Below are 14329 nucleotides of genomic sequence, written 5' to 3' on the forward strand. Positions count from 1 at the left end.
CAACCGTTGATCACGCGCTCACCACGTGATCAACGGCGAACGATGCAGCCAGGTGTCGACCTGCATTTGGTCCAGCACGAATGCCGCAACATCTTCTCGCGAGATGGCTCCGCCATTGAAGCCGCCGAGATCCGTGAGCGCCCGGATCGCGCCGCGGCCGGACTTGTCGTTCAGGACGGCGGGGCGAACGAGAATCCAGTCGAGCCCGCTGTTTCTGACGATCGCTTCCTGCCGGTTCTTGTCGGCATAAACCTTGCGCAGAAGCAGCGGGAAAATCACGCGGTCAAAGACGAAGCCGCCATGGCCGGCACTGTCTCCCGCGCCGATCCCTGTGATGCAGACCAGCCGGAAGACTTGCTCGGCCTTCATCGCGTTCACGAGCGCGCGCGTCGCCGTCGAGAGCAGCGTCACTTCGCGGAATAGGCTCGCTGGGGTACCGAGCGCGTTGACGACGACGTCCTGGCCAGAGACGGCCTCACGCAATGCTTTCTCGTCGCGAGCGTCTCCAACGACGACTCTTGCGCCGCTCGGCTCGCCCGCCTTCCCGGGTGACCGCACGAGCGCGGTCACTTGATGTCCTCGCGCCAGAGCCTGGCTGACGATCCGACGCCCGGTAGGGCCGGTTGCTCCAAGAACCAGCACCTTCAATGGGGCCTTTGCATTATCATCCGCAGAACTGATCATGATGGAATTCCTTGTCGTCGTGGTTGGAGCGCGCTCGTGCCTCAGGCCGAGGCCACGATCCCGGACACGAAGTCGCGATAGGAGCGCAAGGGGCGGCCCAGAAGCGCCGTCAAGCGTTCGACGTCGCCCGCGTCGGGGATCATTCCATCGGTGAGGAAGCGTTCGCTCATCAGCCGCATGTCGAACGCCATCCAGCCCGGCATGAACTGCCTGAGATTCTTCTCGAAGCTGGCAGTATCGTCGCCGCCATAGGCGATCGCGCGCCCCAGCACGTCCGACCAGATGCCGGCGACATCCGCGCCGGTCAGCGTGTGGGGGCCGACGAGATTGATGCGGTCCAGCGGCAGCGGTCCTGCGGCCTGCTCGCGGTGAACCAGCTCGAGGGCTGCGATCTCGCCGATGTCGCGCACGTCGATCATGGCGAGGCCTTTGCTGCCGATCGGCATCGGGTAGACGCCGTATCCGGTCACCACGTCCTTGATCGTGAGTTCGTTCTGCATGAAGTAGGCTGGGCGCAGGATGGTGGCATTGAAGCCCATCTGCTCGATCATCCGCTCGACGCCGAACTTGCCCGCGAAGTGTGGCACGTTCACGTAGAGGTCGCTGTGGATCACCGAGAGATAGACGACCCGTTCAACGCCGGCCTCGCGGGCCAGGTTAAGCGTGATCAGCGCCTGCGTGAATTCATCCGGCACGACTGCGTTGAGCAGAAATAAGGTGGAGACACCTGCGAGAGCGTCGCGAAGCGCATCGACGTCGAGCAGATCGCCTTGCGCGACCGTGACGCCTGCTGGGAAGCTGGCTTTCGCGGGATCGCGGACGAGCGCGCGCACGTCGGCACCGCGCTTGACGAGCTGTTCGACGACCTGGCGGCCGACAGCGCCTGTGGCGCCGGTAACGAGGATGGTCATGGGGATCACTCCGGTTTGGGGTTGGAAGACACCCGGAAACTAGCGATCCAAATTCGAACCAATAGATGGTATATTTGGACAGACTGTCTTACTGGTGGAACGAATGGACCTGCTCGGACTTGCCGATTTCAACCTCGTGGCCCGGCACGGAGGGTTCGGACGGGCCGCCCGGGCTGCCGGGCGCCCAAAAGCAACGCTTTCCCGCCGGGTGGCGGAACTGGAGAGCAGCCTCGATCTGCGCCTTTTCGAGCGCGGAGCACGCTTGCTGAAGCTCACCGAGGAAGGCCGGGCGCTGTTCGAGCGGACGACGGCATTGCTCGCCGAGCTTGACGAGACGGCAACCGCGATCGCTTCAGGTGGAGACAAGCCGCGGGGCAGTTTGCGGATCAGCGCGCCATTGCTCATCTCGCAAACCGCCATGGGCAAGCTCGCCGCCGGGTTCGCGCTCAGATATCCGGAGGTCCGGCTCGAGATCACGACGGAAGACCGGGCCGTCGACATGGTGGAGGAAGGTTATGACCTCGTGATCCGGGTCAATCCGAATCCGGATGAGAACCTCGTCGGACGAGTTTTCCTGCGCGATCGGCTGGTGGTCGTCGCAAGCCCGAAACTTGCTCTACCCGCGGGCGATATCACTGTTCCCGTGGTGGTGCGCGGGGCGAGCGACCAGACCGCGATCTGGGAGATGACGGCACCGGCTGGACCACCGCGAATTAAAGTTGATCCGGTTCTTCGCTTGTCGTCGCTTGTCATGGTTCGCGATGCAGTGCGGGCAGGTGTGGGCGCCGGTCGATTGCCTGTGTCGCTCGTGAGTCACGATCTCGCGGCCGGCACGCTGGTGCATTGGGGCGACGTCGATGGACCGGAGATCGCCTTATGGGCACTCTACCCATCGCGACGACTGCTGAGCGCTCGTGTATCCGCCTTCCTCGATTATCTCAAAGATGCCTTTCCCACGGGAACGCCGGACGAACTGGCCGCCTATGTCGATGGATGAGATTTGCAGGTTCTCTGAATGCGGCGGTTGAAGCGAAGTGAACCGCCGTTCCGAACCTTGATCCTCCCCGCCAAATAGACCACCATCGCGCATCTCACCGCTCACGGCAGAATGGGCGAGGAAACGCGCATGAACGCAACTCCCGGAGTTGGTCTCGTCGAACGTGCCCGGGCGCTGGCCCCGCTGATTGCGGGCGAAGCAGATGAGATCGAGCGGACGCGGCGGCTGACGCCGGCCGTCGTCGCCGCGCTGATCGAGAACGGCCTTTATCGTGCCCTGCTGCCGCAGAGCCTCGACGGTGCGGACGACGCTTCCTTCAAGGCTTGCCGTTCCAATGATGCGGCCGCCAATGGCGGCGACGAAGACTGTACGTTTGCCTATCAGCTGCCTGACGGCATCCGGACTGAAGCTGCGCCCGACCCGTTCGATAATCTCGTCCGTGTAGTCCTTTGCGTTCGTCTCGCGCAGCGCATGCAAAATGACCTCGCTGATGCCATCGGCATCGTCTTCGCGCGCGGGCCGGATCGTGCACTCCATGGATCGCTCAACTGAAGCCGCTGGAAAGATCGAAATCTCACGCCTGCGCCGCGTGACCGGCAATCGGCTTGCCGCGCAACCGAGCTCAATGCTACCATTGGTAGCATAATCGTCGCAAGCCGCCCGAGAGGACAGATGGACCAGCCGATCCGCGGCGATGCTCGCCTCGCCCCGATTGTCGCCGGCACGGAGGGGCCGGCCGCGCTGGCGCCGGAGCACGCGCCGTTGAGCGAGATCGTCGACGCCTTGTCCGGCGGGCAGCTCACCGCCACCTCGCTGGCCGAACTTTATCTCGCGCGCATCGAGGCCTATGACCGCAACGGCCCCGCGCTCAATTCCGTCCGCGCGCTCAATCCCGATGCGCGCGCGATCGCGGCCGAGCTGGACGACATCAAGCCATCGGTCGGGCGGCCGCTGGCCGGCGTGCCGATATTGTTGAAGGACAACATCGCCACCGGCGACAAGCAGCCGACCACGGCCGGCTCGCTGGCGCTGGAAGGCGCGCGCGCCAGGGACGACGCGACCCTCGTCAAGCTGCTGCGCGACGCCGGTGCGGTGATCCTCGGCAAGGCGAACCTGACGGAGTTCGCCAACATGCTCGCGGTCGACATGCCCTCGGGCTATTCGTCGCTAGGCGGTCAGGTGAAGAACCCTTACGCGCCGGCGCTGGCGGACGAACACGGCATCCCGGTCGTGCAGCCAGGCGGATCGAGCTCGGGGTCGGCGGTCGCGGTGGCGGCCGGCCTGTGTGCGGCGTCGATCGGCACCGAGACCTCGGGCTCGCTGCTGTTCCCCGCCAGCCAAAACGGTCTCGTCACCGTGAAGCCCACCGTCGGACTGATCAGCCGCGCCGGCATCCTGCCGCTCGCACACAGCCAGGACACCGCGGGGCCGATGACGCGCACCGTGCGCGACGCGGCGCTGCTGCTGAACGTGCTGGCCGCCAGGGACCCGCTCGATCCGGCGACACGAAAGCAGCGGCGGCCCGTCGACTTCACCGCGGGCCTTACCGCCGACGCTATCAAAGGCGCGCGCATCGGCGTGCCGAGCGACCCCGCCGATCCCTTGAACGATTGCTATTACGGCAAGCTGCCGCCCGACTGGGTCAAGGTGATGACCGAGACGATCAAGGTGCTGGAGAATATCGGCGCCGTCATCGTACGCGCCAACATGCCGACGCTGGGCTGGATCGGCGGGCCGGGCACGACCATGGCCGTGCTCAACCGCAATCCACTGAGCGTACACAAGGGCACCATCGCGAGGCCGCCGGTCGTCTTCCTCTACGAGCTGAAGCACGATCTCAACCTCTATTTGAGGGATTGGGCGACCGGCACGGACATCAAGACCATCAGCGACGTCATAGCCTTCAACGAAGCGAACGCGGGGAAGGCGTTGCGCTTTGGTCAGGACCATTTCCTGGCCGCTGACTTGACCAGGGGCGATTTGAGTGAGCGCGAGTACAAGTCGGCCCGTGCCATGGACCTGCTCTCGGCCAAGACGCGCGGCATGGACGCCTACATGAACCAGCACAAGCTCGACGCGGTGCTGTTCGCCGGCGCCACGGGCGCTGCGATTGCTGCCAAGGCGGGCTATCCCAGCATCATGGTGCCGGGCGGCTTCGTCTCGGGGACAACGGAGGGCAAGGACACGCCCGATTATCCGCTCGGCGTCGCCTTCGCAGGGAGAGCCTGGAGTGAGCACAAGCTGCTGCGGCTGGCCTATGCCTTCGAGCAGGCAACGCGCGCCCGCAAGCCGCCGCCGGGGCTCAATTCACAGCTCGCAGCGCGGCCGTGAAGGCGGCGAGATCGGTTCGCGCCGTTTCGTCCGGTGCCCATCTGGGAAGGTCGGCAAGCTGCTCGAGCACACGGGCTCGATCCTGTGGCAGCAGGAAGCTCGCCCAGACCTCGCGCGTGTCGCGGATGGCGGCGGCGACCAGGCGCGCGTTGGCGGATTTGCCCGCGCCCTGGATCGCCGCGCAGACGGTGCCCAGGATGAATTCGGCGGCGCTCCGGCGGAAGCCCGTAAATCCATCCTGGCGGATACGGGTGCGCTGCTCCGGCGCGAGGCTCGCCATGAACAGCTCGCCCGCAACCGCCTCGCGCGCCATGCCGCGGATGGCAAAGTTCATCGCCGCCGCGTACTGATCGCCATACTCGGTCATGTTGCGCTGGAGCGCCGCAAGATCGGGCTGCGCCCCCGGCTTCGCGCCATACAGCGCGAACAGCTTGGAGGTCGCGTTGGCGGCGTCCATCCACTCCATCAGCCAGCTCATGTCGCTCGCCTTCGCCGGCGGCAACGCCTCCAGGGCTCCAACATCGAACACGCGGCCGAGCAGCGCAGTGGTCTCCGGCCGGGTCAGGTCGGGTCGCTCTCCTTTTTTCGCCACGCCTTCGACGTAGACCCGGAACATCCGCGCGGCCTCGCCCGCGGCGGCCGCGTCACGGGCCCCGTCCTGCGCCAACGCCGGCGAAGCGAGCGCGAGCAGGACGATGAGGATTCTGACGATCGGCATGGGCAACCTCAGCCGGCGCGACGTTCGCGGCGATGATGGTTGTTCGTCGCGAGCCGCGTTGCCGAGGTTCACGACCCCGGCCTTCTTGCGGCGCGCGCGGAGATGGCCGCACCTTGATCCTCCCCGTCAAATAGACCACCATCCTGTTCTCACCGCTCACGACAGAAGGGGCGAGGACACGCGAATGTCGGAGCTTCCCGGATCTGAACTCGTCGAACGTGCCCGCGCCATCGCGCCGCTGATCGCGCGCGAAGCGGACGAGATCGAGCGGACGCGGCGGCTGACGCCTTCCGTGGTCGCGGCGCTGATCGAGAACGGCTTTTATCGCGCGCTGCTGCCGCAGAGCCTCGGCGGAGCTGAAGCTCCCATCGAAACCTTCATGCAGATGCTGGAGGAGATCGCGAAGGCGGATGCGTCCACGGCCTGGTGTCTCGGGCAATGCAGCGTCTGCGCGATGATCGCGGCCTCGCTCGATCGCGATACCGCGCAGGAGATCTTCAACACTGCGCCCGGCATCCTGGCCTGGGGCGCGATCGCGCACGAGGCGCGCGCGGTCGGCGGCGGCTATCGCGTCACGGCGCGGTGGGATTTTGCCTCGGGCTCGCGGCAGGCAAGCTGGCTGGGCGCGCATGTGCGCATTCTCGGGACTGACGGCACGCCGCGCAAGAACGCCGATGGCTCGCCGGAAGTGCGCACCATTCTGTTTCCTGCCGCAAGCGCGACGTTGCACGATGTCTGGCAGGCGATCGGGCTCGCCGGCACCGGCACCGATTCCTACGAGGTGAGCGACCTCTTCGTCCCCGAGCGCTTCACGGCGTTCCGCGACGTGCCGTCAGGCTTGCGCGAGACCGGCCCGCTCTACAGGATCGGCACCGGCGCTGCCTTCAGCCTCGGCTTTGCCGCGGTGTCGCTCGGCGTGGCACGCGCGACGCTGGATGCAGCGATTGCACTTGCGCGCGAAAAGCGCCCGTCACTGGCGGCCGGCGCGATGCGCGGCAACGCGGCGGTCCAGGGGCTGATCGGCCGCACCGAAGGCGATTTGCGCGCCGCGCGCGCCTATCTCCATGCCTCCGCGACTGCGATGTGGCGCGAGCTGTCCGCGACGGGCGAGTTCAGCGCCGCGCACCGCAGCGCGGTGCGACTGGCCGCGACCTGGACCATCCATCAATCGGCACGTGTGGTCGACACCGCCTATCACATGGCCGGCGCGACCGCGGTGTTTCGCAGCAACCCGTTCGAACGCCGATTTCGCGACATGCACGCGATCGCGCAGCAGATCCAGGCGCGGGATAGCCATTACGAGGATGTGGGGAAGGCAATCCTGTCAACGCCCGAGCCGTGATCCGCTTGTCGGCTCAAGCTCGGTGCGCGCCGAGCGACGGCGGCCGATCGCGGACACGTTGGCTGGATCCATAGGGTTGCTCAACGCATTTTGATCACACCCTTCGGCAGCCTAAGGTAGCGTCTCACAACAGCATAATCTGCAGGACACGCCCAGACAAAAGGGAGGTGATATGCGGCGGATTCCAACCCTGATCGGTACGATCCTCTTCACGTTGGTCATGGCGGCGCCCGCCTCTGCGGAAAAGGTCTATTACCTTCACGACCCCGGCGGAAACACCGCCGCGCATATCTACACCTACACACACGTCAACGCAGAATATGATCGCGTGGTGATCGACGGTCGCTGCAAGTCGTCTTGCACAACGGTCCTGGGGGTCGTTCCCCTCGACAAGATCTGCATTGCCCCGAGCGGCTATTTCATGTTTCACGCCGCGCATCACGGCGACCGCAGCATCAACCCCGGCGAGACTCAGTTGATGATGTCGTCCTATGCGCCTGCGGTGCGGGACTGGGTGATGAAGCACCACGCGCTCGAACAGGTGGACCCGTACACGTACCTATACGCCCGGAATGTGACGTTCATCCGCCACTGTCGCCGGTAGCCCCGAACTTCAACCTGGAAGCGGACGCTCCAAGATCTACGCCACCAGCGCGGCGTCCTCGCCGTCGATGCCGCGCTGCGCGGCCAGCAGGCTGATGATCTCGGCGTTCGGCCGGGCCTTGCTGAACAGGAAGCCCTGGCCCTCGTCGCAGCCCTCGGTGCGCAGGCAGCTGAGCTCGGCTTCGGTCTCGACGCCTTCGGCGGTGATGGTGACGCCAAGACCCTTCCCGAGGCTGACGATGGAGCGGATGATCGCCTGGGCCTCGCGATTGGCCCCTAAATCGCGCACGAAGGACTGGTCGATCTTGATCTTGTCGAACGGAAAACTCCGCAAATAGCTGAGGCTGGAATAGCCGGTGCCGAAATCGTCCATCGAGATCCGCACCCCGAGCGCGCGCAACGCATGCAGCGTCGCCAGCACCTGCGCGCTCTTCTCCAGCAGCAGCGTCTCGGTGATCTCGAGCTCGAGCCGCCGCGGCGGCAGGCCGGAATGCCTCAAGGCGTCCGTCACGATCGAAAGCAGATTGCCGCTACGGAACTGCAGCGGCGACAGGTTGACCGCGACGCGGACGTCGTCCGGCCAGGTCGCGGCATCGAGGCACGCCCTGCGCAGCATCAGCCCGCCGAGCGGATTGATCAGGCCGGTATCCTCGGCGACCGGAATGAACTCGGCCGGCGAGACCATGCCGCGCTCGGCATGCGGCCAGCGCACCAGCGCCTCGAAGCCGGTGATGCGGCCGCTCTGCAGGTCGATCAATGGCTGATAGTAAGGGCGCAGCACGTCGTTCTGGATCGCGCCGCGCAGCTCGACCTCGATCTTGCGGCGGCTCTGCGCTTTCGCGTCGAGCGCGGCCTCGAAGAAGGCGAAGCTGCCGCGCGCGTCCAGCTTGGCGCGCGACAGTGCCATGTCGGCGCTCTTGAGCAGCTTTTCGGAATCATCGCCGTCGCCGGGCGCCATCGCGATGCCGATCGAGGCGCCGATCACCACGGAATGGCCGTCGAGCAGATAGGGATCGGCGATCGCCGCAAGCAGACGTTTTGCCAGCATCACCGCGTCCTCGGGGCGCGTCAGGCCGCTCTGCACGATCGCGAATTCGTCGGAGTTGAGCCGCGCCAGCGCGTCTTCCTCGCGCAGCGTCGAGCGCAACCGCTTGGCGACGCCGCGCAGCAGCTTGTCGCCGACCGCATGGCCCAGCGTGTCGTTGACCGACTTGAAACTGTCGAGCCCCAGCATCAGCAGCGCGACCTTGTCGGTGCTGCGCCGCGTGTGCAGCAGCATCTCGTCGACCTGCTGGCGCAGCAGGCTGCGGTTCGGCAGGCCGGTCAGGCCGTCGTGCTGGGCCATGAAGGCGAGCCGTGCCTCGGCGCGCTTGCGTTCGGTGATGTCCATCAGCGCGAGCAGCACCGCCGGCCGCTCGGCATAGGTCAATTCGCGGGAATAGATCGCAAGGTCGATCAGCGCGCCGTCGGCCTTGACGTGCTTCCAGGTGCGGCCGGCCTGCTCCTCGCCGGTCGAGCCGGCGGTCCAGGGCGGCTCGCTGTCGAAGGCCTGCAGCGAGCGGATCTTCAACCGCTCGAACTCGGCGCGGCTGTAACCGTAATGCGCGACCGCGGCGTCGTTGACGCCGAGGATGCGCTCGTCGTCCAGCGCGCAGACGATCATGGGAACGGGATTGCCGTCGAACAGCAGGCGGAACGAGGCCTCGCGCTGCTTCAACTCGGTGATGTCGACGCGCAGGCCGACGACGCCGCCATCGTCGGTCAGGCGTTCGTCGATCAGGATGACGCGGCCGTCCGACAGCTTCTGCTCGTGGCGCGCGCCGGGCTGATAGAGCCTTTGCAGTCGCTCGGCGATCCACTCGTCCTCGTGGCCAATCGCCTCAGGATAATCGCCGCGGGCAACGCCGATGCGCAGCGTGTCTTCGAGACGCGCGCCCTCTTCGAACAGATCGGCGGTCTTGCTGTAGATCTCGGCGTATTTCTTGTTCCAGAGGACGTAGCGGCCTTCGGCGTCGAGAAACACGATGCCTTGCGGCAGGATGTCGACGGCCTGGCGCAGGCGCTCATGGGATTTGCGCGCGTCCGCGATCGCGGCTTCCGCCTCGGCGCGGCTGCGCAGGACTTCATCGCGTTCCGAAAGGGCGCGCGGCGCGCGCGCGAAGCGCGGCTTGCGCGGCGATTGGCCGGCCCGGGCAAGCACGTTTTGCTTTCGTTTTCTTGTTTTTCGAGACCCCAAACCCAACTTCACTCGTCCCAGTCGCGCCCAACGGCGCAAGTTTTGGGGCAAGTGTCTGAAAAAAAAGTAATCTTGGGTGGTCCGGCCGGCCGCGGCCGCGCCTTGCGGCAACTGTAGACCGGATCGACTTGCCTGTTTGAGAGGCGCAGCAGCGTCACAGGGCGCGGCAAACCTGTTGCCTCGCCGCTATCGCAGAAAGACGCGACGCAAATATGCGCGCTATTCATGATTCAATTCCGAAAATGCATCGGCTTGCATGCCGCTAGAAAACGGTCCGCGCTCCGCGCATGAATTTTGGTCAATGCAGGATACGGTTATCGCACTGTTAAGAATCCGGCTGGCCCCACGAAAAAACTACGACTTTTGGACGACCTTGTTGGACGTGGGATCGACATGCCGGGCGCGCCTTCGCGCTGGGGCAACGGCCGTCAAGACGCTGTGAGATCGTCCGCCGCGGCACAGCCCGATTCTTAACCCCGACGCCGTGTTGGGTTATAAGTGCTGCGCATGAGTCCCCGCCGCCTCACCCCTCTCCTGGTTTTAGCGACGTTCCTGACCGCCGGCGGCGCGCTGGCCCAGGACAAGGGCAGCGTCACCCCGAAGCCGCTGCCGCCGCTGGCCAATCCCAACGACCCCGATCTCGCCGCCAAGGAGCTGTTCGCGCGCAAGCTGCTGCCGTCGAAGGGGGCGGCCCATGTCATCGGCTCCTACACCAAGGGCTGCATCGGCGGCGCCGAGCAGATGCCGCTCAACGGCGACAATTGGCAGGTGATGCGGCTGTCGCGCAACCGCAGCTACGGCCACCCCGAGATGATCGCGTTGATCAAGCGGCTCGCGGCCAAAGCGCGCAAGGACGCGGGATGGCCGGGCATCCTGGTCGGCGACATCGCCCAGCCGCGCGGCGGCCCGGCGCTGTCGGGCCATGCCAGCCACCAGATCGGCCTCGATGCCGACATCTGGCTGACGCCGATGCCGGACCGCCGCCTCTCGCGCGAGGAACGCGAGGACATGTCGGCGGTGATGATGGTGCGCCACGACCGGCTCGACATCGATCCAAAAGTGTTCACGTCAGGCCATGTGCTGGTGCTGCGCGACGCGGCGCGGGAGCCGGCGGTGCAGCGCATCTTCGTCAATGCCGCGATCAAGAAGGCGTTGTGCCGCGAGGCCAAGGGCGACCGCGCCTGGCTCTCGAAGATCCGCCCCTGGTGGGGCCACGATTACCATTTCCACATTCGCATGCGCTGCCCAGCGGGCGCCCGCGAATGCGAGGGCCAGCCGTCGCAGGCCGAGGACGAAGGCTGCAAGCCGGCCGATCTCGCTTATTGGTTCTCCGACGCGGTGCTGCACCCCAAGCCGCCGCCGGAGCCGCCAAAGCCGAAACCGCCGATGACGCTGGCGCAGATGCCGGCAGCATGCAAAGCGGTGCTGCATGGGGCGGATGCAAAGCCGTAGTGTGTGTGTAGGCCGCTCTGCCGCTGTCGTCCCGGAATGACGAACTCGTTGGTTGGTTCGCGTCATAATAATGCGCTAGGATGACCTCGCCGCTCAGCCGTAAGCCCGCGGCATCTCCGGGACGCGCATCCCGTCGAACAAGCCTGACCGCAAGCCTCGCACCGCTCGCGCGGCCAACGATGGGATTTCACATGCGCGTCTTTGCCTTCCTCGCTGCGCTCTCGTTCGGCGCGACCTCCGCTCTCGCCGCTGAAGAACCGAGCGGCTGCGACAAGTTCAAATGGCCGATCGAGCGCGAGCGCGCCGCGCTCACCGCGCCGGACCGCACAACGCTCGCATCGGGAAGCGAGCAGGCGAGCTTGCCCTCCTCGGCCATCACGCTGGGACTGGTTGCCCCAAGCGAGGCAAAACTGCCGACGCCGCCGGAGCGCGCGCCCAAGGACGGCAGCTTCGCCGGCTTCACGAGCGTCAAGTCCGCCACGGCCGGGCTCTACACGATCAGCCTGTCCGCCGGCGCCTGGATCGACGTGGTCCAGGATGGGCATGTTCTCAAGCCCGTGGCCTTCAGCGGTGCGACCGGTTGCGGCGGCATCCGCAAGTCCGTGAAATACGAGCTTTCGGCGCGGCCTTTCGTACTTCAGCTCAGCGGCGCCAAGGAGAATTCGGTCGGGATCGCGATCCTGCCGGCGCAATAGGCCCGCCCGGCCGGACAAGCGGCCACCCTTTGACCTCGGGCGCCAGCCTGCTATCTTCGCAATTGCGATATCCCTGCCGGCCGTAAGCCGCAGCCGGGCCCCGTGGAGCAGCGCTTCCACCCGTCGCAACCTGACCCACCAACGCCAGACCTGTGCGTGCATCTTGCGCGCGCGGCCTCGCACGGAGCGCTCCCCATGTTACGCATTTGTCGACTTTTCACCGCCCTCGTGATCCTCGCAAGCGCGAGCCTTTCGCCGGCCGCCGCCGAGGACAAGACCATCACCGTGTTCGCCGCGGCGTCGATGAAGAACGCGCTCGACGAGATCGACGCCGCCTACACCGCCAGGACCGGCGTCAAATTCTCGGTCAGCTATGCCGCGAGCTCGGTGCTGGCGCGGCAGATCGAGCAGGGTGCGCCGGCCGACGTGTTCGTCTCCGCCGACACCGACTGGATGGACTACGCGATCGCCAGGAAGACCATCAACGAGCCTTCCAGAGTCAATCTGCTCGGCAACAGCATCGTGCTGATCGCGCCAAAGGATTCCAAGATCGACAACGTCACCATCACGCAAGGTTTCGACCTCGCAAAACTCGCCGGCGACGGCAGGATCGCAACCGGCGACGTCAAGTCCGTACCCGTCGGCAAATACGCCAAGGCGGCGCTGGAGAAGCTCGGGGCATGGCACGCCGCCGAGCCGAAATTCGCGATGGCCGAGAGCGTGCGCGCCGCGCTGACGCTGGTGGCGCGCGGCGAGGCCAACCTTGGCATCGTCTATGCCACCGACGCCAAGGTCGAGCCCGGTGTCAAGATCGTCGGCACCTTCCCGGCGGAGTCGCATCCCGCGATCATCTATCCGGTCGCCGCGACCGCGACGGCGAAGGACGGGACCAGCGACTATCTCGCCTTCCTGCGCTCCTCGGCCGCCAAGACCATTCTGGAAAAATACGGCTTCAAGTTCCTGGTCAGCCCGACAATCTGATATTCACCACCTGATGTCAGACATCTCTCCCGCCGAATGGACCGCGATCCTGCTCTCGCTCAGGGTCGCGATCATCGCAACGCTGGTGGCGACGCCATTCGGCATCGCTCTGGCGTGGCTGCTGGCGCGGCGCGATTTCTGGGGCAAGTCGATGCTCGACGCATTCGTGCATCTGCCGCTGGTGCTGCCGCCTGTCGTCACCGGTTATCTCCTGCTCCTCACCTTCGGCCGCAAGGGACTCGTCGGCGGCTTCCTGGCCGACACTTTCGGCATCGTCTTCGCCTTCCGCTGGACCGGAGCGGCGCTGGCCTGCGGCCTGATGTCGTTCCCGCTGCTGGTGCGGCCGATGCGGCTGTCGATCGAGGCGATCGACCGCCGGCTCGAGCAGGCCGCCGAGACGCTCGGCGCCGCGCCATGGAAAGTGTTCTTCACGGTGACGCTGCCCTTGGCGCTACCCGGCGTGCTCGCCGGCATGGTGCTCGGCTTTGCCAAGGCGATCGGCGAGTTCGGCGCCACCATCACCTTCGTCTCCAACATTCCCGGTGAGACCCAGACGATTTCCTCGGCGATCTATTCGCTGATCCAGACGCCGGACGGTGACGCCGCGGCCGGCCGGCTCGTGATCGTCTCGATCGTGCTGGCGCTGGGCGCACTGATCGCCGCCGAATGGTTCGCTCGCCGCGCTACGCAGCGCCTGCACGGGAATTGACCATGCTGCGCGTCGACGTCGAGAAGCAACTCGGTGAATTCTCGCTTCAAGCATCCTTCACCGGCGAGGGCCGCGTCATCGGCCTGTTCGGCGCCTCGGGCGCCGGCAAGACGTCGCTGGTCAACATGATCGCGGGGCTGCTGCGGCCCGACCGCGGCACCATCGTGCTCGACGGCGAAACCGTCGACGACACCGCGGCCGGCATCCATGTCCCGGCCTGGCGCCGCCGCATCGGCTATGTATTCCAGGACGCACGGCTATTCCCGCATCTCAACGTCGCGCAGAATCTCGACTATGGACGGCAGATGAACCGCCTGGCGCCGGATCCGGCGCAGCACAAGCGCGTCATCGACCTGCTCGATATCGGTAACCTGCAGGGCCGCCGTCCCGGGAAGCTCTCCGGCGGCGAGCGCCAGCGCGTCGCGCTCGGACGCGCGCTGCTGGCAAAACCGCGCCTGCTGCTGCTCGACGAGCCGCTCGGCGCGCTCGACGAGGGCCGCAAGCTCGAGATCCTGCCTTATCTGGTGCGGCTGCGCGACGAGGCGAACGTGCCGATGGTCTATGTCAGCCACGACGCCGCCGAGCTGCGCCAGCTCGCGACGCAGATCGTGATGCTGAAGCAGGGGCGGGTGACGAGTTTTGGCGGGGTGAAGGTGCTGGCGTGAGAGCG

At 66.0% G+C, this 14329-nt stretch carries 13 protein-coding genes and 1 pseudogene; 10 read left to right on the plus strand and 4 right to left on the minus strand.

Translation table 11 applies throughout. The features are described from left to right. Positions 1–18 precede the first annotated feature (18 nt). Both BM190_RS29180 and BM190_RS29185 read right to left on the minus strand, forming a co-directional pair. Positions 19–684, minus strand: a complete 666-nt coding sequence (locus BM190_RS29180) for an NAD(P)-dependent oxidoreductase (protein ID WP_092261227.1) — start codon at positions 682–684, stop codon at positions 19–21. Between the two features lie 41 nt (positions 685–725). Continuing rightward, positions 726–1595 carry an SDR family oxidoreductase gene (locus BM190_RS29185; RefSeq protein WP_092261228.1) on the minus strand — a complete coding sequence of 290 codons (870 nt, stop codon included), beginning with the start codon at positions 1593–1595 and terminating at the stop codon, positions 726–728. Between the two features lie 103 nt (positions 1596–1698). On the opposite strand from BM190_RS29185, the gene BM190_RS29190 reads away from it, so the two are divergent. The 3 genes and pseudogenes from BM190_RS29190 (at position 1699) to BM190_RS29200 (ending at position 4923) form a co-directional block, all read left to right on the plus strand. Further along, positions 1699–2592, plus strand: coding sequence for a LysR family transcriptional regulator (locus tag BM190_RS29190; protein WP_092261229.1), 894 nt, complete (start codon positions 1699–1701; stop codon positions 2590–2592). Positions 2593–2721: 129 nt separating this feature from the next. Next, positions 2722–2898: pseudogene (locus tag BM190_RS39825) on the plus strand (acyl-CoA dehydrogenase family protein); the annotation flags it as partial. 366 nt (positions 2899–3264) lie between these two features. Further along, entirely contained in the window at positions 3265–4923 is a 1659-nt protein-coding gene (locus BM190_RS29200) for an amidase family protein (RefSeq protein WP_092261230.1), read from the plus strand. Here BM190_RS29200 and BM190_RS29205 read toward each other — a convergent pair. Then, positions 4895–5641 carry a hypothetical protein gene (locus BM190_RS29205; protein ID WP_092261231.1) on the minus strand — a complete coding sequence of 249 codons (747 nt, stop codon included), beginning with the start codon at positions 5639–5641 and terminating at the stop codon, positions 4895–4897. The two genes, BM190_RS29200 and BM190_RS29205, sit on opposite strands and share 29 nt — an antisense overlap. A 184-nt stretch (positions 5642–5825) precedes the next feature. Here BM190_RS29205 and BM190_RS29210 point away from each other — a divergent pair, with 184 nt between their 5' ends. Continuing rightward, positions 5826–6983 carry an acyl-CoA dehydrogenase family protein gene (locus BM190_RS29210; protein ID WP_092261232.1) on the plus strand — a complete coding sequence of 386 codons (1158 nt, stop codon included), beginning with the start codon at positions 5826–5828 and terminating at the stop codon, positions 6981–6983. A 172-nt stretch (positions 6984–7155) separates the two neighbouring features. Further along, entirely contained in the window at positions 7156–7587 is a 432-nt protein-coding gene (locus BM190_RS29215) for a hypothetical protein (RefSeq protein WP_092261233.1), read from the plus strand. 36 nt (positions 7588–7623) lie between these two features. On the opposite strand, the gene BM190_RS29220 is transcribed toward BM190_RS29215, so the two are convergent. Further along, positions 7624–9786 (minus strand): putative bifunctional diguanylate cyclase/phosphodiesterase, encoded by a 2163-nt coding sequence (locus BM190_RS29220; protein WP_092261234.1) that lies wholly within the window; start codon positions 9784–9786, stop codon positions 7624–7626. 543 nt (positions 9787–10329) lie between these two features. On the opposite strand from BM190_RS29220, the gene mepA reads away from it, so the two are divergent. The 5 genes from mepA (at position 10330) to modC (ending at position 14324) form a co-directional block, all read left to right on the plus strand. Next, the gene (gene mepA / locus BM190_RS29225) at positions 10330–11274 is read left to right on the plus strand and encodes a penicillin-insensitive murein endopeptidase (RefSeq protein WP_177237361.1); all 945 of its coding nucleotides are present in this window, start codon (positions 10330–10332) and stop codon (positions 11272–11274) included. A 191-nt stretch (positions 11275–11465) separates the two neighbouring features. Further along, positions 11466–11969: a hypothetical protein gene (locus tag BM190_RS29230; RefSeq protein ID WP_177237362.1), complete on the plus strand. Its 504-nt coding sequence runs from the start codon at positions 11466–11468 to the stop codon at positions 11967–11969. A 195-nt stretch (positions 11970–12164) separates the two neighbouring features. Beyond that, a complete protein-coding gene (modA, locus tag BM190_RS29235; RefSeq protein WP_092261237.1) occupies positions 12165–12950 on the plus strand; it encodes a molybdate ABC transporter substrate-binding protein in 786 nt (261 codons plus the stop codon). A gap of 13 nt (positions 12951–12963) precedes the next feature. After that, positions 12964–13659, plus strand: coding sequence for a molybdate ABC transporter permease subunit (gene modB, locus BM190_RS29240; RefSeq protein WP_092261238.1), 696 nt, complete (start codon positions 12964–12966; stop codon positions 13657–13659). Positions 13660–13661: 2 nt separating this feature from the next. Further along, positions 13662–14324: a molybdenum ABC transporter ATP-binding protein gene (modC, locus tag BM190_RS29245; protein ID WP_092261239.1), complete on the plus strand. Its 663-nt coding sequence runs from the start codon at positions 13662–13664 to the stop codon at positions 14322–14324. Positions 14325–14329 lie beyond the last annotated feature (5 nt).

Source organism: Bradyrhizobium sp. Rc3b (assembly GCF_900114915.1).
Taxonomy (GTDB): domain Bacteria; phylum Pseudomonadota; class Alphaproteobacteria; order Rhizobiales; family Xanthobacteraceae; genus Bradyrhizobium.